This is a genomic window from Ruegeria sp. YTSA075 (assembly GCF_059610245.1).
The window spans coordinates 1-22,261 of the sequence record NZ_JBXWNG010000023.1; the positions used below are offsets into that span (position 1 = coordinate 1).

The window sequence follows — 22,261 nt, forward strand, 5'->3', positions numbered from 1 at the left end:
CAATTTGCCCAACTGGCAGGGGAATAGACCCGCCTGCGCGATATCATCAGCCTTCAAAGAAAATTGCGACAGAACCAGTCATTCACCCGATAGCCACCAGACCGTCAACCGCCAAAAGTTTGCAACAGAGCCCCTTGCGCCACCTAGCTGGCTATTCACAACTTACTCATTCGGTCTATTTTTTTCTTTCGTACCGTACTCCCAGGAATAAGCCTAAACCCGACATCTGTAGTGGACTTGACTGGTTCGCCGTTGATTTGGGCCAGAACCATCTCGGCCGCAATCTGGCCAATCTTGAGATGGGGAACTGCAATAGAAGTCAACCGATAAGGTTGAATCGCCGAAATTGGCAAGTCACCCCATCCCGCAATTCCGATATCGTCGGGAATACTCAACCCGATCTTCTGCGCATATTGCAGCCCGCCGATCGCCATATTGTCGTTTTGGTAGAAGATGACCTCAACGTCGCGATGGGCTGCCAACAATTGTTCCGTGCCGTAGAACCCGGTGTAGAACCCCGGCGTGTCTTTGAGCAGCAACTGCTTTTCCAACCGCCCGTTTGCATCTTCGATCGCTTTTGAAAATCCGTGAAGACGTGCCGTCGCCGCGTTGGCCACGTCATGCGATGTGCCGACATAGCCGAATTTTTGATACTCCATTCCAGCCAAATAGCGACCCATGCTGTAGCCGCTGTCAAAGTGGTTGAGCCCCACGCACATGTCCAACGGGCTTGAATTGAAATCCCAGATTTCGACCAACGGGATACCCGCGCCGCGCAGCATCTGGATCGCTTTTTGGCTGTGCGAGCGACCTGTGATAATCAGCCCGGCAGGTTGCCAGGACAGTACGGTCTCGATCCATTTTTCCTCATGGTCGATTTCATGCTCGGTGAGGCCCAAAACGGTTTGGTGGCCGAACGCACCAAGTTTGCGATCTATGCCTTCCAGCACCTGGGCGAAGATTTCATTGCCCAGTTCCGGGATGCTGACGCCGACAAAAGTCGACTTTTTGTCACCGGCAAAAACCGTTGCCAAACGATTCGGCAGATACCCCAACCTGTCCACTTCGGCCATTACTTTGGCACGCGTTTTTTCCGAGAAACCGCCTTCATCCCGCAAGACTCGACTGGCAGTCATCTTCGAAACGCCTGCAGCCTTTGCCACTTCCGCGAGGCTCACCTTGTTGTTTTTACTTATTTTATCAGGGTCACTGCTCATTTACGTTACGGGTAACTCTTTTTTGTTGACATTCGTATGGCCTGTGCGAATGCTAGCGTAACGTTACGGGTAACTCAATACGATGTTGAGGAGCATTGGAGTTACCCAGATCTGGGAGGAGGCAGCTGTGCCTAGCACTGCGCAAAACAATTTGTTCTTCGACGGGATAAAGAAGCATTTTGGCGGCACCTATGCGCTGCGGGATGTTTCCCTGAATGTCGAGCGCGGTGAGATTGTAGCCCTCCTGGGCGAAAACGGGGCAGGCAAATCGACCCTCATCAAAATCCTTGGCGGCATTCACAAAGCGGATGAAGGGCGGGTTCTGATCAACGGCCAACCCTATGAACATCGCCCGGGCGGATTTGGTGAACGCCAGTCCGTCGCCTTTATCCACCAGGATTTGGGCATGATCGAATGGATGACAGTGGCCGAGAACATCGCGCTGGCCTTGGGCTATTCTCGAAAGAGTGGGTTGATCAACTGGAAGTCGGTCGACAGCTTTGCGCAGGAGGCCTTGGACAAGGTGGGATGTGAATTCGATCCGACCACACGGGTTCAGGACTTGTCACGCACCGAGAAATCTCTTGTCGCAATCGCGCGTGCGCTGGCGGTGGATTGCGACTATCTTGTTCTGGATGAGCCAACGGCGTCTCTCCCAGCAGATGAGGTTGAGAGGCTGTTCGAGGCGCTACGCCCATTGAAAGAGCAGGGCGTCGGCATGATTTACGTGTCTCATCGGTTGGATGAGATTTTTCAGATTGCCGACCGGGTTGCTGTTCTGCGGGATGGCGAGATGGTGGGTCTGCGCAGCATCGACCATACCACACCGGAAGAACTGGTTTACATGATTGTTGGCCGCAAGACGCGGCAGGTGATGAAGCCGGACATCCCGCCAGGCGATACGCTGCTTGAGGTGTCCGGATTGAATATGGAAGCGGCGCATAATGTCAGCTTTCAACTGCAGACCAATGAGATCGTCGGTCTTGTGGGACTGCGCGGCGCAGGGCATGAGAACGTATCGCGCGCGCTGTTCGGGTCGGAAGGGTTTAGCGGCCAGATAAACCTGCATGGTGAAACGCCTGACCTGAGCTCGCCGCAAACTGCAATGGCGTCCGGGATCGGCCTGGTGGCGCGGGACAGAACCGAAGAATCTGTCGCCATGTCGCTGACGATCCGTGAGAATACATTCCTCAATCCTGCGGCCATAGGCCGGTCGTTGCTGTCCTTCATGAGCCATCGGGTTGAAACGGAAAGTGCGGCGCGTATTGGTGCGGATGTGGCTCTGTCTCCAAACGATCAGAGCATGGCGATCGAAAGCTTGTCGGGTGGGAATCAGCAAAAGGTTGTCATCGGGCGTTGGCTTGAAACCAAACGCAAGCTTTTGATTTGTGAAGACCCGACAGCCGGAGTGGATGTTGGTGCCAAGGCAGAAATCTACGCCCTGCTGAACCGCGCCATGGAGGACGGCGTTGGCATCATTGTCGTCTCGACAGACTTTGAGGAAGTCGCGGCCATCTGCCATCGCGCTATTGTCTTCAGTCAGGGGCAGATCGTACGCGAGCTGACCGGCACTGAACTGACTACTGAAAACCTGATACAGGCTGCCTCGGCGTCGAACGCCGTGGCGAGTTAAGGAATACGACTATGCAATCGCTTGAATCCAACGCGCTGGAACCCACCAAGGCCGAGTTGAAAGGTGCCTCGGTCAAAACACGAATCCTGCGGTTTCTGCCGGTTTATGGTCTGGTCCTGCTGACGGGCTTTCTGATCATCCTGTTTTCGATCCTTCTGCCGAACACGTTCCCAACGCTTCTGAACCTACGGGCGATTATCTCGGACAAGGCAATCATTGCGCTTCTGTCATTGGGAGCGATGATACCGATGGCGGCAGGCCGTATCGACCTGACGGTCGGGTATGGGATTGTACTATGGCATGTCCTGGCGATTTCTCTACAGACCTTGTACGGCATTCCGTGGCCGATTGCGGTGGCGATTGTTCTGTTGCTGGGCCTGCTGACTGGTTTCCTGAACGGTCTGCTGGTCGAGGTCGCCAAGATCGACAGCTTTATTGCCACGCTGGGAACAGGCACGGTCCTGTATGCTCTGGCGCTGTGGCACACAGGCGGACGTCAGATGGTCGGCGCGTTGCCGGAGAGTTTCTATGCCATCAACGGCACCTTTGTCTTCGGCCTGCCAATCACCGGGTTTTATGTGCTGGCTATCACTGTCGTGATGTGGCTGATCCTGGAGTACACGCCGATTGGCCGGTATCTCTATGCGATAGGTGCAAACCAGCGCGCCGCGCAGCTGAACGGTATTCCGACGCGAAAATTCGTCATTGGTGCGTTCATGTCATCAGGCCTGATCACCGCCTTTGCGGGCGTGTTGCTGGCGTCGAAATTGCGGATCGGGCAAGCCTCGGTCGGTCTTGAATTCCTGTTACCTGCTTTGGTCGGGGCCTTTCTTGGGTCCACGACCATCAAGCCGGGACGCGTGAATGTTTGGGGAACAGTCGTGGGTGTCGCGATCCTGGCTGTTGGTATCTCGGGCATTCAGCAATTCGGTGGATCCTTTTGGGTCGAGCCGATGTTCAACGGTGTCACGCTTCTGATCGCAATCGGTATCGCCGGTTACGCTCAGCGACGCAAAGGCGCCAAAAAGTAAACAGCATAAGGGAGGAGATTATGCTGAAACGGACTTTCATGGCGGTATCCGCTGCCGCGCTTCTGACCGGTTTGGGATTTCCGGTGACCGCCGAGACGGCGTTTGACGGCCCCACCAGCGGACCAACAGCCGCAGAGGGTAAATCCATTGTTGTCGTTGCTGGCGACCTCAAAAACGGTGGTATTCTCGGGGTCACCAATGGCGTCGAGGAAGCAGTTGGCACCATTGGCTGGGACGTTCGCGTGCTGGACGGAGCCGGTTCCATTCAGGGGCGGACCGGAGCCATCGGCCAGGCGTTGGCTTTGCAGCCGGACGGCATCATCATCAACGGTTTTGACGCTGTCGAACAGCAAGCCGCACTGGAAGGTGTTGTCAGTGCAGGCATTCCAATGGTCGCCTGGCATTCCGGTCCAAAGATCGGATGTGACGCACCCGGCGGCATCTTTGCCAATGTTTCAACCGACGCCATGACGGTGTCCGAGGTGGCTGCCGAATGGGCCATGGAAGACGGCGGCGACGGGGTCGGCGCGATAATCTTCACCGACTCGACCTATCAGATCGCCATCGATAAGGCCGATCGGATCAAGGAAACCATCGAAGCTGCGGGCGGTACGGTGCTGGAATATGTCGATACTCCGATCGCCGATACATCGGCCCGAATGGGACCTTTGACCACGAGCCTGCTGCAGAAATACGGCGACCAGTGGACACACGCGCTAGCGATCAACGATCTTTATTTTGACTTCATGGGACCTGCGTTGGCGGCGGCGGGTATCTCGTCCGACGACGGGCCTCAAGCGGGCTCGGCTGGTGATGGTTCCGAGGCTGCCTTCCAGCGGATCCGCAGCGGCAACTATCAGACCATCACCGTGGCCGAGCCGCTGAATCTGCAAGGCTGGCAATTGGTAGATGAGTTGAACCGCGCCATTCAGGGCGAGGCGTGCTCTGGCTATGTCACGTCGCCCGCACTGGTGACCGAGGAAGGTCTGGCAAAGCTGGGCGACAGCAATCAGTTCGACCCGGACAGCCCTTATCGCGAAGCCTACGCAATGATCTGGGGCAAGTAACCGATCTGGTGGTCCTTGCCTGAATTGGCGAGGGCCCCGCTCGAAAAGATGACACAACGCAAAGCCAACTCAGCGGTCTTTCAACCGCCATGGCGGAGCTTTGTGCAAAGGAGGAAACCATGAGCGATCAGCCATTGGTTCAAATGCAAGGAATAACAAAACGCTTTGGCGGGGTGACCGCGCTGCAGGATGTAGACCTGACGGCCTATGCGGGCGAGGTACTTGCCATTGTTGGCGACAACGGGGCAGGCAAGTCCACCCTGATCAAGATTCTGACCGGTGTGTACCAACCGACCGAAGGTCATATTCTGTTGGATGGAAAGCCGTTGGAAATGGCCAGCCACTCTGACGCAATCGCCAACGGGATTGATGCCGTCTACCAGACGCTTGCGCTGGCAGATCACCTGTCTCCGGCGGCCAACATGTTTCTGGGCAATGAGCTTACCACAAACGTGTTCGGCATTCCGTTTCTAGACAACAAACGCATGAAGTCCGAGGCCGCACGGGTGCTGGAAGAACGGCTCGGCGTCCGGCTTCGGTCGATGGATGTGATGACTGAAAGCCTCTCGGGTGGTCAGCGGCAGGCCGTTGCGATTTCACGTGCGGTGTATCACGAAGATCTGCGCTTGTTGGTCATGGACGAACCCACGGCAGCTTTGGGTCCGCAGGAAACCGCGCGGACGCTGAAACTGATCAAGACGCTGCGCGAACAGGGTCTTGCCGTGATCCTGATTTCGCATTCGCTGGATGACGTCTTTGAGGTCGCGGACCGCGTGCATGTGCAGCGCCGTGGCCGCGCGGCTGGCGTCGTCAAAACTGCGGAAAGTTCCGTTCAAGATGTTCTGGGCCTGATCGTCGGTGCCCGGGATGCGGCCGCGTGAAGGAGAACGACATGTCCGCAGCAATGACAAACCCAGACCAGAGAACCATCATGGACCGGCTTGAGCCGTATCTGGCTTTCATCGGCCCAATGGTTATGATTTTGGCGATCCTTCTCTTTATGGGCATCGCCGAACCGGCGCGGTATTTCCGCCTGACCAACCTCAACCTGATCCTGCTGGATGCCGCGCTTTATATGCCGATGGCGATGGCAATGACCTTCGTCATTACCCAGCGCGGGATCGACCTATCGATTGGGTCCATCGCGGCTTTGTCCGCGATCCTGATGGCCTTTCTGGTCAAGCAATACGGGTTTCCGGCCTGGGTCGCGGTGCCTTTGGCCATTGTTCTCGGCGCGTTGATGGGGCTGATCAACGGTTTGGTCATCACCCGGTTCAAGGTGCCGGACCTGATCGGCACGCTGGCCATGGACCTTGTGTATCGCGGTCTGGCACTGGTGATTGCCAAGGGGCTGGTATTGGCCCGTTTCCCCGACCTGATCACTGAAATTGGGCGCGGTCAGATTCCCGGTTTCATTCCGGTTCCGGTGGTTCTGGGTCTGATCACCATGGCGATTGGTTATGTCGTGCTGACCCGCACCTATTTCGGGCGCTACACGATTGCCATTGGCTCGAACCCGGAAGCCAGTGAAATGACCGGCGTGGCCGTCGATCGCCACAAGATCTATGCCTATGTGCTGATGGGTGCGGCGGCGGCGATGGCGGGTGTCATGCTGACCGGTAAGCTGAACGCCATTCAGGCGACCTCGGCCCCGTATTTCAACCTGCATGTCATCGCGGCGGTTGTGGTGGGCGGCACCTCGCTGTTCGGCGGGCGCGCCTCGATGCTGGGGTCGCTGGCCGGTGTTCTGCTTCTGTCGATGATGATCAACGCGTTGGTCACGCTGCGGATCGAATTCTTCTGGCAGTCGGTTGCCTCGGGCGTCGTGATTGTCAGTTCGGTCGCGCTCTACACATGGATGCAAAAGAAAGATCGCGATGGCGCACGCAGCCTGCTGGCCGGGCTGCGCACCAAAGAAGCGCAGAAACTGATACGTTTCTCCGCCGCGTTGATCGGAGCACTGATGCTGTTGCTGGCCCTCGGGGCCGGGCTGGCAACCGAGCCTGCGCCAAGCGGCTAAGGCAATAAAGGTGGTGCGCCGGGAGGTAGGAGTCCCTGCGCACCTGCAAGACCCCACAATGTTCGCGAAAGGGAGGACTTACCGTGAAACAATTCAACAAAGCACTACTGACGACAAGCGCGTTTTGCATGTGTGCCACTGCGGCCTTTGCCGACGGGCACGGAAAACTGCCGCTGAAAGAGCTGCCGGGCATCGAAGAGCGCGACTATTGGGTTCCCGGTGAGGTGAATGCCGATGGCAAGCTGGAAGCATTGCAAGCCGTGACGGGGGCCGAGGCGGTCAAGTACTCGGGCGCGCAGGACGGGCCGCTGCAGATCGCGCTGATTTACCCCTCTGCCGACACGTCGGATTTCTGGGCGCGCAACTATCTGGCGATGACTAAGCGTCTGGACGAGTTGGGTATCGAATTCGAGACCACCGAGTTCGCCAGCCGTCAGATCGAACACAGCCTGCAATCGACCTATGCCAATCAGGTGGTTCAGGATGCGGACCTTTATGACTTTGTCATCTTTGGCCCGTCGGAACTGGCTATTCAGGCGGACAATATCGACAAGATGGCCGGAAATGACGGGTTTGCAACCTTCGTCTGGGCCTTCCACACGCCGCCGAAAGAGCTGACAAATCAGCCGGATGCCTGGTTCGATTTCAGCTCAGCCGCCGGTGCTCTGACCATGTGCGACTATATGCTGGAACGGCTGGGCAGTGACGTCACGATGGCGATGAACCGCGGAATTCCTGGCATTACCGACGACCAGCGTTCAGGTGATTTCAAGGCCTGCGTCGAAGAGAAAGGGAACTGGACCACCGTTTATGAGCACTACGGTGAGTACCAGCGCGAAGGCGGATTTGAGGGCACCAGCTTGATCCTGCAAGCCTACCCCGAAGCCACGATCATCCATAACGCCAACACCGCGATGGCGATGGGGTCAGTCGAAGCACAGGTTGCAGTTGGCAAAGAGAAAGACGTGTTCTCAACCGGTTGGGGCGGCACTGGTCTTGAACTGGACGCCATCCGCCGAGGCGAGCTGGACGCGACGCCCATGCGCATGGGTGATGACGTCGGCGCGGCGACAGCCGAAGCGATCAAGGCGCATATGGAGGGCCGCCAGGACGAACTGCCTTTTGTCTTCCTCGGTCGGATCACGGTCGCGCATGACCAAATGAGCACCGAAGAACTGGATGCACTGGAACAGGAAGCGTTCCGGTTTTCGGGTGTTGGCGCGCTAGAGCGCTAAACGGGCTGGGCGGGGAACCCCGCCCATACCCACGGTTCAAACCGAATTGGGGATTGACGTTTGCTTGTGCGGTTAATAACGATGTGACCGGTCACATAAGAAAAAAAGTTGATGTGGAAAGGGATCCAAGATGGCGCAATCCATGATGCTGATCGAAAAATGCAGCCATTGCGTAAGCTGGTACGATATTGAAACAGGTGCCCGTCAGGGTCGTTTGGATCTGCCGCATTTCCCCCATGAGTTCGTGGTCGATGACGATTTTCACTATGCCTATGTCGGACACTACGGTGTGCAGAATTCAGGCATCGACGGCACCGATGGCCGCTCGGTCATAGTGATTGATATCCGCAAGCAGGAAATCGTTCACACCTATGATCTGGGCGAGCACGCCCGCCCGCATGGGATCGGTCTTGACGGACAAGGCCGGCTTTATGTGCTTTCGGAATGGACCGGACATCTGCTGGTCAAGGAAAACCCGCGCGCCTTCGATCAGGGCTGGGATCACATCACCCCCACCGGCGGCACCAAATGCCATCTGTTTGCGCTGACCAAAGACGGGCACACGGCCTATTCGATGAACCTGACCTCGGGCGATGTGACGGTGTTCAACCCCTATGATGCATCTGTTGCTCCGATTTCGATCAAGACCGGTCAGAAACCCGAAGGGCGTTGCCTGCGGGAAGAGGCGCAGACGCTCTATACCTCGCAGCGCATTTCCAACACCGTGGCAGTGATCAATACGGACACGTTGGAAATCAAGCGCAGCTTTCCGACGCCAGATGACCCCTGCCGCATCTACTACGATGCGAAACGAAACCGGCTGGTCACGATGAACCACTTCGGCGGGTCGTTTTCCGTCTTTGACGAGGCAACGGGGGAAATGGTGCACGAACAGAAAACACCTGCGAACCCGCTGGCGCTGTGTATCGATGACGAGGCCGCATTCGCCTATATCGCTATTGATTGCGAACAGGTGCAGCGGTTCAACCTCGACACGTTCGAGGTGGTGCAGACCTTTGATACGGGCAAGGAACCGGATGTGATGGTGATCCTGCCCGATGGATTTTCAAAACACTGGGAGACTGCGGCATGACGAAACCGCGCATTGCTATCGTACCCGGCGACCCTTCGGGGATCGGACCGGAACTGATTGCCAAATTGCTGAACCAGGACGGCGTGCAGGAGGCCGCAGATATTGTTCTGGTGGGTGACAGTCACCTCTGGCAGCGCGGCGCGGAACAGGCCGAACTGGATGTGCCGCTAAACACAGTGGATGCGGTGGCAGATCAACCGGGTCTGTCGCATCTTGAGCTCGATACGATTGCACCCGAAGACGTGAAGATCGCAGAGGTCACCGTTGAGGGCGGAACCACATCCCTTCGCTGTCTCGACCAAGCGATGGATCTGGCGATGGCCGGACAGGTCGATGGCATCCTGTTTGGACCGTTCAATAAGGCCGCGATGACAGCGGCAGGCCTGAATGCCGAGGATGAACACCGCTATATGGCGCGCTATATGGGCCATGATGGATACCACTCGGAACTCAACGTTCTGGACGAGCTGATGACAACGCGCGTCACCTCTCACATTGGTCTTAAAGATGTCGCCGCCAATATCACCGAAGACGGAATACTGAAGGCGGTCAATCTGGCCAATGAAACGCTGCGAAAGGCCGGGAAAGCCCGCCCCAACATCGCGGTAGCCGCGCTGAATCCCCATGCCGGCGACAACGGAAAATTCGGGCGGGAAGAGATCGACATTCTGGAGCCCGCCGTGCGCAAAGCACAGCAGAAACAGTTGAACGTGACGGGGCCATGGCCGTCTGACACGGTGTTTCTGAAGGCGCAGCGCGGTGAGGTCGATGCGGTTGTGACCATGTATCACGACCAGGGTCAGATCGCGATCAAGCTGTTGGGGTTTGAGCGCGGCGTGACCGTTGCCGGTGGGTTGCCCATTCCGGTGGCGACCCCGGCCCATGGCACCGCTTTCGATATTGCCGGACAGAACAAGGCCAATCCGGGCGCAACGCGGCAGGCGTTCGACCTGTTGGTGCGTATGGCAAAGACGCATCGCGCAGAACGCTGCGCGGACTGAGGAGACCAAGATGACCAAAATCAAATCCGTGCGCACCCGCGTCTGGAACTGGACCGGGCCGACTGTGCCACCCACCGGCAATTTCTGCACCAATGCATCGGATGTCCTTTGGGACAAGGGCGATGCAATGTCATCGTTCCGGTTCCACCAGTGGCTGACCTGCGAAATTGAGACCGAGGACGGCACCATCGGTATCGGCAATGCTGCGCTTGCGCCCACGGTGGTCAAGAAGGCGATTGATGACTGGTTCGGGCCTATGGTCATCGGCGAAGACCCGTTCGACTATGCTTATCTGTGGGAAAAGATGTACCGGCGCAGTCACGCCTGGGGCCGCAAAGGCATTGGTATGACGGCGATCTCGGCCGTGGATCTGGCGATCTGGGATTTGATGGGCAAACTGGCTGGCAAACCAGTGTTCAAATTGCTGGGCGGTCGCACCAAGGAAAAGATTCCGGTCTATTACTCCAAGCTCTATTCCGGCCCTATTGAGGCTATGCAGGCCGAGGCGGAAGAGGCTAAGAAAAACAACTATCCCGGATACAAGATGCGCTTTGGCTGGGGACCAAAGGACGGCATGGCGGGTATGCGCGAGAACCTCAAACGGGTTGAAGCGGTGCGCGAGGTGATCGGCTACGATGTGGACCTTATGCTGGAATGCTACCAGGGCTGGAACCTCGACTACACCAAGCGGATGCTGCCAAAGCTGGTCCAATATGAACCGCGTTGGCTGGAGGAACCGGTCATTGCTGATGATGTTGAAGGCTATCGCGAGCTCAACGCGATGAACATCGTGCCGATCTCGGGGGGTGAGCACGAGTTTTCGGTCATTGGCTGTAAAGATCTGATCGAGAAAAAAGCCGTCAGCGTCCTGCAATATGATACCAATCGCGTCGGCGGCATCACGGCGGCGCAAAAAATCAACGCCATCGCCGAGGCTTTTCAGGTGCCGGTCATCCCGCATGCGGGCCAGATGCACAATTACCATCTGACTATGGCCAACGCCAACTGCATGATCAGTGAATACTTCCCGGTCTTCGATGTCGAGGTTGGAAATGAGCTGTTCTACTACATCTTCGAAGGCGATCCGGATGCCGTAGACGGAATGCTGGACCTGGATGACAACAAGCCCGGTCTGGGGATCAAGATCACCGACAAGCACCTAAAACATTTTGAGATAACGGAGTAAACCATGACTTACACCGGTATCTGGCCCGTCGCGCCGACGCCGTTCAACGATGACGGCTCGCTTGATCTTGAGGGGATGAAGCGCGTTCTGGATTGTCTGATCGATCAGGGCGCGGACGGGGTTTGCGTTCTGGCCAACTTCTCGGAACAATTCCTTATTTCAGACGAAGAACGTGCAACCCTGACGCGGCTTAGCCTTGAGCATGTCGCCGGTCGCGTGCCGATGATTGTGACGATCAGCCATTTCGCCACTCAGATCGCGGTAGAGCGGGCGAAATTCGCCAAGGATCTGGGCGCGGACATTGTGATGATGATGCCGCCCTATCACGGCGCGCTTCTGAAAGGGAACGCTCAGCAGACATTCGAACAGTTTGCAGCCGTGGGTGAGGTCGGCATTCCGATCATGGTGCAGGACGCGCCCTTGTCGGGCGTCGATCTGCCGGTGCCGCTGCTGGTGCGCATGGCGCAAGAGATCGACATGGTGAAGTTGTTCAAGATCGAATGCCCGCGCGCCGCCAACAAGCTGCGCGCGCTAATCGCGGAAGGCGGTGATGCCATCGAAGCACCCTTTGATGGTGAAGAGGGCATCACCCTGTTGGCCGATCTGGATGCTGGTGCCACAGGATCGATGACCTCGGGCATGATCGTAGATCAGATCAAGCCGGTCCTCACCCATCACCACGCGGGTCGCATTGACGAGGCCACCGCCGCTTATGGACGTGTGGCAATGGCGATCAACCACGAAAACCGCCAATGCGGCTGGCAATCCTGCAAGGCCGCGATGGTCGAAGGCGGCGTGATCCGGTCCGAGTTCTGCCGTCATCCCATAGATCCGCTGCGACCGGCCATCCGGGACCGGTTGATCGACCTTTTGAAACCGTTGGACCCGATGGTCCTGAATTGGGGAAAATAACATGATCCTTGGACAAAACCTGATCGACGGCAAGTGGGTCGGCTCAGACAATTCGCGTGCGTCGGACGATCTGGACGGGCAGAGCTTTGCACAGGCAACGGCTGCGCAGGTGGACGAAGCCTGCAAGGCCGCACGCCGGGACTTTCGCGCTTACTCCGGCAAACTCCAGGCCGAGCGTGCCGCGTTCCTGCGTGCGATTGCGGACCAAATGGATGTGTCGGGGGACGAAATCACCCAGACCGGCATGACTGAGACCGGACTGCCCGAGGCGCGTCTTGTGGGCGAGCGTGGCCGCACAACCGGGCAGTTGCGCATGTTTGCCGATCTGATCGAAGAGACCGGATATCTTGATATCCGCAAAGATGGCGCACTTCCTGATCGGACGCCACTCCCCCGTCCTGATCTGCGCCTGACGCACAAAGCCATCGGCCCCGTGGCCGTCTTTGGTGCGTCGAACTTCCCGCTCGCCTTTTCAACGGCGGGCGGGGATACGGCCTCGGCGCTGGCTGCTGGGTGTCCCGTCATCGTCAAGGGGCACAGCGCCCATGCGGGAACCGCCGAGCTTGTGGCGCAAGCCATCGCAAAAGCGATAGAGATGTGCGGCATGCCCTCGGGGACATTCCAGATGGTACAAGGCTCGGGGCGTGAGGTCGGGTCTGCGCTAGTGCAGCATCCTGAAATTCGGGCGGTTGGCTTTACCGGATCGCTGGCCGGGGGGCGTGCCCTCTATGATCAATGCCACGCGCGTCCGCAGCCGATCCCATTCTATGGTGAGCTGGGCTCGGTCAATCCAATGTTCTGCCTGCCTGCCGCAATGGCTGCCCGCGCCGCTGACATCGGGGCGGGGTGGGCCGCGTCGCTGACAATGGGCGCGGGCCAATTCTGCACCAACCCCGGCGTTGCTGTCATGCTGGCCGGGCCTGAGTCTGACGCGCTGGAGTCGGCCTGTGCGGCTGCACTGAATGATACGGCTGAACAGAAGATGCTTACCGATGGAATTCACGAGGCTTTTGAACAAGGCGTCCGGGAGTTCCGCGACCTGATGGTCGAGGTCACGTCTTGCGGGGCGGCAACCGGCAACCGCGCGGCTGTTCCAGCGCTGTTCAAGGTCAGTGCCAAGGAATGGATGGCAAATCCAAAGCTTCAACACGAAGTCTTTGGGGCGGCGGGTATACTCGTGCGCTGTGACTCCATTGACGAGATGCGGGCGGTTGCCGAATGCCTTGAGGGTCAGCTGACCTTGACTCTGCACTTGGATGACGCAGATACAGACCTAGCCAGCAGCCTGATGCCGATGCTGGAAGAAAAGGCAGGCCGTTTGCTGGCCAATGGTTTCCCGACGGGGGTCGAGGTGTGTTCTGCGATGATGCATGGTGGGCCCTATCCGGCAAGCACGGACATTCGCGCCACATCGGTTGGTACTCTGGCCATCGTGCGCTGGCTGCGACCTGTAAGCTATCAGAATATGCCTGCAGCGCTTTTACCCAGCGAATTGCAGGGCTGACGTTGTGAGATTGTGACCGGGAACAAGGTGGTCTAACTTCTGCCCAAAGGCGGTGGTTGCATGACGAACAAGATTCCCGGTCGCACGCATGTCACGATGCGAGACGTCGCCAAAGCGGCAGGCGTTTCGCGGATGACAGTCAGTCGGGCACTGAAGAAAAACAGCCCTATTTCCAAAGAAACCCGCGACCATATCCTGCAAGTCGTCAAGCAGATGAACTATGTACCTGACCAGATGGCAGGATCGCTGACGACCAAGAAATCCGGCTTTGTGGCGGTGCTTTTGCCCTCTCTGAATAACTTGCACTTTGCGTTGACGGTTCAAAGCCTGACGGAAGAGCTGGAAAAGGTGGGTCTTCAACTGCTGCTGGGACACACGGACTATTCGGCGGAGCGCGAAGAGCAGTTGGTTGAAACCATGTTGCGCCGCCGCCCGGAAGCGATCGTTCTCTCATACGACGGTCATACACAGCGCACGCTTGATTTGTTGGCCGACGTATCGGTGCCCATAGTGGAAATCTGGGAAAAACCAAAACATCCCATTGCGCACACGGTTGGGTTCTCGAATTCCAAAGCCGCTTGTGACATGACGACGGCGCTGATTGAGCGCGGCTTCAAGAACATCGTGTTTCTTGGCGAGAGGCAGGATGATTGGACCCGAGGCGCCGCACGCCGGGACGGTTTTGAGCAGGCCATGCGCGGTGCGGGGCTGAACGCCGACGCTCAGATCATGTTGGGAACGCCGCCGCTTACTATCGAAAATGGTGCTGCGGCTGTTGACGTTATTCTGGAACAGTATCCGCAGGTGGAATGCGTGTTTTGCGTATCGGACATGGCTGCCTTTGGCGTTCAGAGCCGTCTTCTGCAAATTGGTAAATCCGTGCCCGAAGATATCTCTGTCGTTGGGTTCGGGAACTTTGAAGTTTCGCGGTTCAGTTCCCCCTCGATTTCCACCGTTGTTGTTGATCCGACCGAGATCGGGCGGCAAACCGGCAAGCTTATTTCGCGCCTTTTGGACGAGGATGAAATCTCAACAGATTCGCCTTGCCACGTAACGCTGACACCGCGCGTAGAGTTTCGCGAAAGCTGCAAGCCCCTTTAAATTTCTAAACCCTTGATGAGAATAAATATAATTTACTATGTGACCGGTCACATAGCTGATATTGTGACCGGTAACAAAGGGTGGAGGAACAATGCCCCGGATACGGTTGGAAGGCCTCGTGAAACGGTACGGGGACTTTGAGGTTCTGCATGGAATTGACCTCGAGATGGAGGAGAACGAGTTCACGGTCTTTGTCGGGCCGTCCGGCTGCGGGAAGTCCACGACACTTCGCATGATCGCCGGGCTTGAGACGGTCTCGGACGGTGAGATTTTCATTGATGAAAAACCGGTCAGCCATTTGGAGCCCAAGGCCCGCGATCTGGCAATGGTGTTTCAGGACTATGCGCTCTATCCGCATCTCGACGTGGCGCGGAACATGTCCTTCGCGTTGCGGCTGCAGAAAGTTCCAAAGGCGGAGATTGACAGGAAGGTGGGCGAGGTCGCCAAGATGCTGGGCCTCACCGAGTATCTGCATCGCAAGCCGGGCGAGTTGTCAGGGGGACAGCGCCAGCGTGTTGCAATGGGGCGGGCGCTGACGCGCGACAGCAGCACCTTTCTGTTCGACGAACCGCTATCCAATCTGGACGCCAAATTGCGCGGGCAGATGCGGGCTGAGCTGGCGCTGATGCGTCAACAGGTGCAGAAAAACATGATCTACGTCACCCACGATCAGATCGAGGCGATGACCCTCGCGGACAGGATCGTCGTGATGCATGGCGGGTACATTCAGCAACAAGGCACACCGGAAGAGCTGTATAAGCGCCCGGCCAACAAGTTTGTCGCCGGGTTCCTCGGATCGCCTCCAATGAACTTTCTGGATGCAACGGTCGAAGATCGAAGCGGCCGGTTGTTCGTAACCGGCGCAGGCTTCGCAATTGGCCTCGGTCAGGACCGTCAGAGAACCCTGTCGAACGCTGACCTGAGCAATGTTATCCTTGGTATCCGGCCTTCTGATCTAAGCTACAATCCGGATGCGCCAGAGACTGCCAGCCTGGATCTCAGGGTCGTTGTTTCGGAATACATCGGCGCGCAATCGGTTCTGATCTGTGACTGCGCAGGTCAAAAAGTTGAGGTCGAACTGAAATCGGACACACCCATCGCTTTGGGTGAAACCCTTCGGTTCGAAGTCAACGCAGACGCAATTCATCTCTTTGATCGCGAAAGGGAGGTCGCCCTTTAACAGCGGCCCAAAACCAGCATGGGAGGAGCAAATGCTGAACTTACTCAAACAAACCGGTGCGGGCGTAGCGGCCCTGACACTGACAGCCGGGTTGGCCATCGCCAATCCCTACGAACCCTACGAAGGCACAACTTTGGTTGTTAACTTCCCAGCCCATCCGCATTTTGATGCGGTCATGCAGGTGCTGCCGAAATTCACGGAAGAAACCGGAATTCGCGTGGAAGTCGATCAGCTTCAGTACCTGAAAATGCGCGAGAAGCAGACACTGGAACTGACCAAAAACAAAGGTGATTATGACCTGATCGCCTATGTGGTGTTTTCCAAGGCTGACTATGTCTATGCCGACCAGTTGGAAAACCTTGCGAAGTACTTTATGAATCCCGCGCTTGCAGATCCGGCCTATGACGCAGATGATCTGATTGATGGCTATGTCGGCAATATTGGTGTCGCGGGCGGCAGCAAAGGATATCTGCCGGGACCTACTGGGTCGCTGTTCGGCATCCCGTTCGGATCAGAGACATCAATCCTTGGGTACCGTAAAGACATCTTCGAAAAGCATGGGCTTGAGGTTCCTGAAACCTACGACGAGTTGCTGGAACTGGCGTGCAAAATACCCGAGCTGGAACCCGGCATGGGTGGCTTGGCATCGCGCGCGGCCTCGGGGCATCACGCATCGCACGCCTACTTACTGCACCTTGCGCCTCTGGGCGGTCGCATCTTCGACGAGAACTGGAACCCGATTATGAACAACGCAGAGGGGGTTAAAGCCGCCGAAGCGTTGAAGACAATTGTCGATTGTGGCGCAGAGGGGGCCGAGACCTTTGGGTTTGCCGAAGCAGGCGCATCTTTCCTGCAGGGCAATTCAGCGATGTTCCTGGACTCCACCGTCTTTGCCGGTCAGGTCAACAACCCTGAAAAGTCAAAGGTCGTGGGCCAAGTCGGCTGGGCTCCGCATCCCGAAGGCGCGCGCCGTGGCAGCCAGACTGGTGGGTTCGGCATTGGTATCCCTACAAACGCCCAGAACAAGGATGCGGCTTTCCTGCTGATGCAGTGGCTCACCTCGAAAGAGGCGGACAAGGCCATCGCGATTGCCGGTGGAAACCCATCCCGGTTCTCGACGCATTCCGACCCGGACGTACTGGCTGAACAACCGCATCTTGAGGTCTTCGGAGAAGCCCTGAAACATGCCGATCCCGACTGGCGTCCGATCATCCCGGTTTGGGGTAAGATCAATGCTGATCTGGGGACAACGCTCAGCCAAGTTCTGACCGAAGACCTTGACATCCAGACAGCGCTGGATGGCGTGGCTGAACGCAGCAAAGCGATCATGGATGATGCCGGTTACTACACCTGGCAGCAATAGGTAACTCATTGGGGCAGCGCCTGAATTCTTGATCGGGCGCTGCCTCCCAAGACAATACTCCAACAAGTCAAAGGGCCACAGTCATGAGCGCTGTTGCACGGGCCAATCGGCTCACCCCTTATCTGTTTCTTGCGCCGGCGGCGATCGTGCTGATCTTCGCGTTGCTTTATCCGATAGGGTATATGATCTACGCCAGTTTCCTTGACTGGAGTCCCAGCCAGCGCATTGGTCAGGCCGAGTTTGTTGGACTAAAGAACTATATCAATCTTCTGCATGACAGTGCGTTCCACGAAAGCTTCTGGGTTACGATCAAATTTGCTTTCATCGTGGTGACGCTGGAGATGGCTCTGGGTGTTGGTCTGGCTTTGCTGCTGGATCGAAACATACGCGGCATGTCCATGCTGCGGACTGTTTTCATTCTGCCCATGATGATCGCCCCCATCGTGGTCGGCCTGATGTGGCGCTATATGTATCACCCGACAGTCGGCATCTTTAACCGCACAATCAAAAGTCTGGGGTTTGACGAAGGTATCCCATGGCTGTCGGACAGCACGTGGTCGTTTATTGCGGTCGTGATTGCCGATGTCTGGCAGTGGACACCCTTTATTTTCATTCTCGCGCTGGCGGCCATGCAGTCGCTGCCACGGTCCGCATTGGAAGCTGCCGAGATCGACGGTGCAAGCGAATGGCAGAAGATCACAATGATCAAGATACCGCTGATGATGCCGGTTTTGATTGTGACCCTGCTGTTGCGCCTGATTGATGCGTTCAAAGTGCTTGAGGTCATTCTAGTTCTGACCAATGGCGGCCCTGGCCTGTCTACCGAGATCATTGCCTTGCGTATTTTCCGCACCGCTCAGGAGTTTCAGGAACTGGGTGAGGCCGCAGCGATGTCGAATGTCCTGTTGCTGATGCTGATGGGGCTGACCGTGGGGATGTTCATGTACACCAAGGTTCAAGAAGCGCGGGCCGCCAGAATGCGTGCCGCCGCCGAACAAACGGAAAGCTGAAGATCATGGCTATTCAGACCGAAAAACAAAATCCGGCTTTCTATGCTTTACTTGCTGCGCTGGTTGTCATGTCAGCTGGGCCAATCCTTTTGATGCTGGCGACGTCCTTCAAAATGAATGTCGACATATACGATGAAAGTGTGTCGGCCTTTTTCTTCACACCAACGATCAGGAACTATGAAACGGTCTTGTGCGACGTGCTGTGGTACAACCCGGATCACGTGCAGTATTGCGATCCGACCTTCGGCCGCGCCCTGCGCAACTCTCTGATCGTGGCGACAATCTCGACAGGTATTACCCTTTTGATTGGCTGTATGGCGGCATACGCTCTGGTCCGGTTTCGCTTTATGGGCCGTGGTGCGGTTTCGATGACAACGCTGATGATGCGGATGGTCCCGCCAGCCGTATTGCTGGTACCAGTATTTGGCATCTGGACGTTTCAGTATCACCTTGATCAATCCTATGCAGGTATCATCCTCGTCTACACTGCAATGAACCTGCCCTTTGTTATCTGGATATTGCAGAGTTTCATCGTACAGGTTCCGATCCAGTTGGAAGAAGCGGCGCGTATGGACGGTGCCAATCCTTTTCAGGTGTTCTATCTGGTGGTACTGCCCATCATCAAACCGGGCCTTGCCGCTGCCGCGATCTTCACCTTCCGCATCGCCTGGAATGAGTTCCTTTTGGCCAATGCCCTGCTTGGCAGATCGACGCGGACAGTGCCCGTCACAATCGTGAACTCGATCACGGAATATGACATTGACTGGGGTGTGATCATGGCCACGGGCATGTTGCTGGCCGTACCGCCGATCATTTTCACATTTGTGGCTTCGCGGCAGATCATCACCGGTATGACAGCGGGAGCGGTGAAGGGCTGATGATCGATTGGCTGCTTTCACCTATCGACTCAACGCGAGGACATGACGTTGGATTCCTCGTGTCTTGGCATGCTCGGTGCATGGTGATCGCCTGGGGTGTGATCTGTCCAGCCGCGGTCTTGGCAGCACGTTACTTCAAGATCCTGCCGGGTCAGAATTGGCCGCATGAGCTGGATAATCGGTTCTGGTGGTTGTGCCACTGGAAAGGGCAGACCTTTGCCTATGTATTGTCACTCGTTGGGGTTGGACTTGTCCTCGCCAACACAGGAGAGCGCCCTGACGCTTGGCTGCATGCGACCCTGGGCTATACGGTTATTGGTCTGGGAACGGCACAGGTTGTTTTGGGCGTCTTTCGAGGCAGCAAGGGGGGCCCCACGGCACCAGCAAGCGATGGCAGCCTGTCCGGCGATCACTACGATATGACAGCATGGCGAGTCGCGTTTGAGCATATTCACCGCGTGTTGGGATATCTTGCGCTGCTTCTGGCGGCACTCGCGATCCTCAGCGGGCTTTGGTCGTCGAACGCGCCGCGCTGGATGTGGATTATGATCGCCGGATATTGGTTTCTTTTGATTGCCGTTGCCATTTTCCTGCAACGCTCTGGCCGGGCCCATGATACATATCAGGCAATTTGGGGGCCTGACCCATCATTGCCAGGTAACAGAAGAGCAAAAATGGGATGGGGTACTGTCCGGCCCGGCGACCAATTGGAAATCCCCTCAAGCGAAGGAGCAGAATAGTGTTTGGCGTTTTGGAAGGCACCGGGTTTGAGGTCATCGAAAAAGAGTTTGAAAGTTGTTTCATCGGGCATGCCCGCGTTGAAAGACTGTGGACAGGTGCGCGCTGGACGGAAGGACCTGCCTGGTTTGCTGCTGGCCGCTATCTCGTGTGGTCCGATATTCCCAACAATCGGATGATGCGTTGGGATGATACGGATGGTTCGGTGTCGGTGTTCCGCGAGCCTGCGAACAACTCCAATGGCCATACGGTTGATGGGCAGGGACGTTTGGTTTCCTGCGAGCATTTGACCCGCCGGGTGACCCGCACAGAACATGATGGATCGATCATCGTTCTAGCAGATGCTTGGGGAGGCAAGCGGCTCAATTCTCCGAACGACGTGGTTGTCAGATCAGATGGCTCAATCTGGTTCACCGATCCGTCTTACGGCATCATGATGGACTATGAAGGAGAGCGCGCCGAAAGCGAGATTGGTGCCTGCCATGTTTATCGTATCGATCCCGACACGAGAGAGGTGACAGCGGTCGCGACAGATTTTGTGAAACCAAACGGTCTGGCCTTTTCACATGACGGCAAGACGCTCTTTGTGGCTGATACTGGTGGTACTCATACACCGGGTGGTCCGGCGCATGTCCGCAAGTTCTCGGTTAGCGATGATGGGAAATCTCTCTCCGGAGGCGATGTTTTTGCCGAATGTACAAACGGGTTTTTTGACGGGTTTCGGCTGGACCGAGATGGCCGCATTTGGAGCTCAGCCGCCGACGGCGTGCATTGCATCAATTCCCAAGGAATTTTGATCGGGAAAGTGCATATTCCTGAGATTGTCTCGAATGTCTGCTTTGGTGGCGCGAAGCTCAATCGGCTCTTTGTAACGGCGACCAGCTCGCTCTATTCAGTTTTCTTGAATGTGAATGGAGGAAGGTTGAGCCTCCCCAATTGAACTGGTCCACCGTTATTGTCACTGTACCGGTTCTGTCGCAAAAATTTTTTGGATGGCGGAGCATCTGTGGAATTGATTAGCAGTTTAACCCGCCAGCTGGATAAACTGCTGAAACGGACGGAGTCCGGGCGTGAATTGACCTTTGCGGATCATGTTGACCAGTTCTATGCCTGCCAGGACAGATGCGGCTGAAGCGAAAGATTTGAAGCCCAGCATGGGTCTGATCCTTCGTTTGATGAAGCGGTGATCCTGTTCAATGATGTTATTGAGGTATTTCCGCCTGACCATCTCAATCGGGATTGGACAACCAAAGCTCTTGAGCATCTTATTGATTGCCTTGATGCCGGCCGTGTTGGCACCACTTTTGTCGATGACAATCTTGCGCGGTAGACCGTTTACCTCAAGCGCGCGGGCAAAAAACCTCGTCGCAGCGGCTTTGTTCCGGCGCTCGGATAGCATGAAATCAAGGGTCTTGCCGTGTTTGTCGATGGCGCGATAGAGATAAACCCATTCACCCTTCACTTTCACATATGTCTCATCCATGCGCCACGAACGGTCTGTGGGACGCTTTCTATACCGCGCTGCGTCCGCAATGAGCACAGCATATCGGCTGACACAGCGGTTCAGTGTTGCATGATCCAGATTAACGCCGCGTTCCGCCATGATTTCTTCCAGATCACGGTATGAAACACCGTAGCGTAGGTAGAAGAAAACCGCGTGCAAAATCACGTCTTTCGGAAAATGCGCACCCTTAAATGAGATCGTCACGGTTTGCTCCTGTCATATTCCAGCCCGCGTTAACAGAATGGCGTTCGATCTGACAGGTGGGGACGGAGTTTGCGACAGAACCGGGCAGATTGACCGCAAAGCGGCGTTACTGGATTGCCTGAGTCTTGATCTCAGTTCTGTGTCTTTGGGCAATTTAGCCTGGCCGAATTGAGTATCGGCGGGTGTTATGTTGGCTAGGCTTGAGGAGCTACTATTTGGCCACGGCTTTCCGGGAGGATTTGGGAATTGTCTTAACTCGATTTCGAATTAGCCCCGGATTGGACACACGCAGAAGGGGCGTAATTTTCAATTATGTGAAGTCTTCACATCCACACCCTGATACAGTGCGAAGAGGGGCGCCGCCGGCCTGGTTCACAGGTATCT

The 22,261-nt window shown here is 56.4% G+C and carries 20 protein-coding genes; 18 read left to right on the forward strand and 2 right to left on the reverse strand.

From position 1 onward, the window contains the following. Positions 1–155 precede the first annotated feature (155 nt). Positions 156–1,217 carry a LacI family DNA-binding transcriptional regulator gene (locus AC2FGE_RS20170; protein WP_496821104.1) on the reverse strand — a complete coding sequence of 354 codons (1,062 nt, stop codon included), beginning with the start codon at positions 1,215–1,217 and terminating at the stop codon, positions 156–158. 127 nt (positions 1,218–1,344) lie between these two features. Between AC2FGE_RS20170 and AC2FGE_RS20175 the strand changes: the two genes are divergently transcribed. The 18 genes from AC2FGE_RS20175 to AC2FGE_RS20260 all read left to right on the forward strand — a co-directional run bounded on the left by AC2FGE_RS20175 (position 1,345) and on the right by AC2FGE_RS20260 (position 21,109). Continuing rightward, positions 1,345–2,850 carry a sugar ABC transporter ATP-binding protein gene (locus AC2FGE_RS20175; protein ID WP_496821105.1) on the forward strand — a complete coding sequence of 502 codons (1,506 nt, stop codon included), beginning with the start codon at positions 1,345–1,347 and terminating at the stop codon, positions 2,848–2,850. Positions 2,851–2,861: 11 nt separating this feature from the next. Further along, positions 2,862–3,881, forward strand: a complete 1,020-nt coding sequence (locus AC2FGE_RS20180) for an ABC transporter permease (protein WP_496821106.1) — start codon at positions 2,862–2,864, stop codon at positions 3,879–3,881. A 20-nt stretch (positions 3,882–3,901) separates the two neighbouring features. Beyond that, positions 3,902–4,948, forward strand: a complete 1,047-nt coding sequence (locus AC2FGE_RS20185; protein ID WP_496821107.1) for a substrate-binding domain-containing protein — start codon at positions 3,902–3,904, stop codon at positions 4,946–4,948. Between the two features lie 119 nt (positions 4,949–5,067). After that, complete coding sequence (locus tag AC2FGE_RS20190; protein ID WP_496821109.1) at positions 5,068–5,829, forward strand: ATP-binding cassette domain-containing protein; 762 nt, start codon at positions 5,068–5,070, stop codon at positions 5,827–5,829. A gap of 11 nt (positions 5,830–5,840) precedes the next feature. After that, positions 5,841–6,968, forward strand: a complete 1,128-nt coding sequence (locus AC2FGE_RS20195) for an ABC transporter permease (RefSeq protein ID WP_496821110.1) — start codon at positions 5,841–5,843, stop codon at positions 6,966–6,968. 83 nt (positions 6,969–7,051) lie between these two features. Next, complete coding sequence (locus tag AC2FGE_RS20200; RefSeq protein ID WP_496821111.1) at positions 7,052–8,203, forward strand: substrate-binding domain-containing protein; 1,152 nt, start codon at positions 7,052–7,054, stop codon at positions 8,201–8,203. Between the two features lie 130 nt (positions 8,204–8,333). Beyond that, complete coding sequence (locus AC2FGE_RS20205; protein WP_496821113.1) at positions 8,334–9,296, forward strand: YncE family protein; 963 nt, start codon at positions 8,334–8,336, stop codon at positions 9,294–9,296. Next, a complete protein-coding gene (locus AC2FGE_RS20210; protein WP_496821114.1) occupies positions 9,293–10,297 on the forward strand; it encodes a 4-hydroxythreonine-4-phosphate dehydrogenase PdxA in 1,005 nt (334 codons plus the stop codon). The genes AC2FGE_RS20205 and AC2FGE_RS20210 overlap by 4 nt, the downstream gene beginning before the upstream one ends. A gap of 10 nt (positions 10,298–10,307) precedes the next feature. Next, the gene (locus tag AC2FGE_RS20215; protein WP_496821115.1) at positions 10,308–11,483 is read left to right on the forward strand and encodes an L-rhamnonate dehydratase; all 1,176 of its coding nucleotides are present in this window, start codon (positions 10,308–10,310) and stop codon (positions 11,481–11,483) included. A 3-nt stretch (positions 11,484–11,486) separates the two neighbouring features. Then, a complete protein-coding gene (locus tag AC2FGE_RS20220; protein WP_496821117.1) occupies positions 11,487–12,395 on the forward strand; it encodes a dihydrodipicolinate synthase family protein in 909 nt (302 codons plus the stop codon). Between the two features lies 1 nt (position 12,396). Next, positions 12,397–13,899: an aldehyde dehydrogenase (NADP(+)) gene (locus AC2FGE_RS20225; protein ID WP_496821118.1), complete on the forward strand. Its 1,503-nt coding sequence runs from the start codon at positions 12,397–12,399 to the stop codon at positions 13,897–13,899. 60 nt (positions 13,900–13,959) lie between these two features. Further along, the gene (locus tag AC2FGE_RS20230; protein WP_496821119.1) at positions 13,960–15,000 is read left to right on the forward strand and encodes a LacI family DNA-binding transcriptional regulator; all 1,041 of its coding nucleotides are present in this window, start codon (positions 13,960–13,962) and stop codon (positions 14,998–15,000) included. Positions 15,001–15,091: 91 nt separating this feature from the next. Beyond that, positions 15,092–16,180 carry an ABC transporter ATP-binding protein gene (locus AC2FGE_RS20235; protein WP_496821120.1) on the forward strand — a complete coding sequence of 363 codons (1,089 nt, stop codon included), beginning with the start codon at positions 15,092–15,094 and terminating at the stop codon, positions 16,178–16,180. A 31-nt stretch (positions 16,181–16,211) separates the two neighbouring features. Next, positions 16,212–17,543 carry an ABC transporter substrate-binding protein gene (locus tag AC2FGE_RS20240; protein ID WP_496821122.1) on the forward strand — a complete coding sequence of 444 codons (1,332 nt, stop codon included), beginning with the start codon at positions 16,212–16,214 and terminating at the stop codon, positions 17,541–17,543. Between the two features lie 83 nt (positions 17,544–17,626). After that, the gene (locus tag AC2FGE_RS20245; RefSeq protein ID WP_353012822.1) at positions 17,627–18,553 is read left to right on the forward strand and encodes a carbohydrate ABC transporter permease; all 927 of its coding nucleotides are present in this window, start codon (positions 17,627–17,629) and stop codon (positions 18,551–18,553) included. A 5-nt stretch (positions 18,554–18,558) separates the two neighbouring features. Next, complete coding sequence (locus tag AC2FGE_RS20250) at positions 18,559–19,431, forward strand: carbohydrate ABC transporter permease (protein ID WP_170537286.1); 873 nt, start codon at positions 18,559–18,561, stop codon at positions 19,429–19,431. A 59-nt stretch (positions 19,432–19,490) separates the two neighbouring features. Then, on the forward strand, positions 19,491–20,171 hold the full coding sequence (locus tag AC2FGE_RS20255) for a cytochrome b561 domain-containing protein (protein ID WP_496821123.1): 681 nt from the start codon (positions 19,491–19,493) through the stop codon (positions 20,169–20,171). Continuing rightward, positions 20,171–21,109 (forward strand): SMP-30/gluconolactonase/LRE family protein, encoded by a 939-nt coding sequence (locus AC2FGE_RS20260; protein ID WP_496821124.1) that lies wholly within the window; start codon positions 20,171–20,173, stop codon positions 21,107–21,109. Before AC2FGE_RS20255 ends, AC2FGE_RS20260 begins: the two co-directional genes overlap by 1 nt. 84 nt (positions 21,110–21,193) lie before the next feature. On the opposite strand, the gene AC2FGE_RS20265 is transcribed toward AC2FGE_RS20260, so the two are convergent. Beyond that, positions 21,194–21,877 (reverse strand): IS6 family transposase, encoded by a 684-nt coding sequence (locus AC2FGE_RS20265; protein WP_496821126.1) that lies wholly within the window; start codon positions 21,875–21,877, stop codon positions 21,194–21,196. Positions 21,878–22,261: the final 384 nt, after the last annotated feature.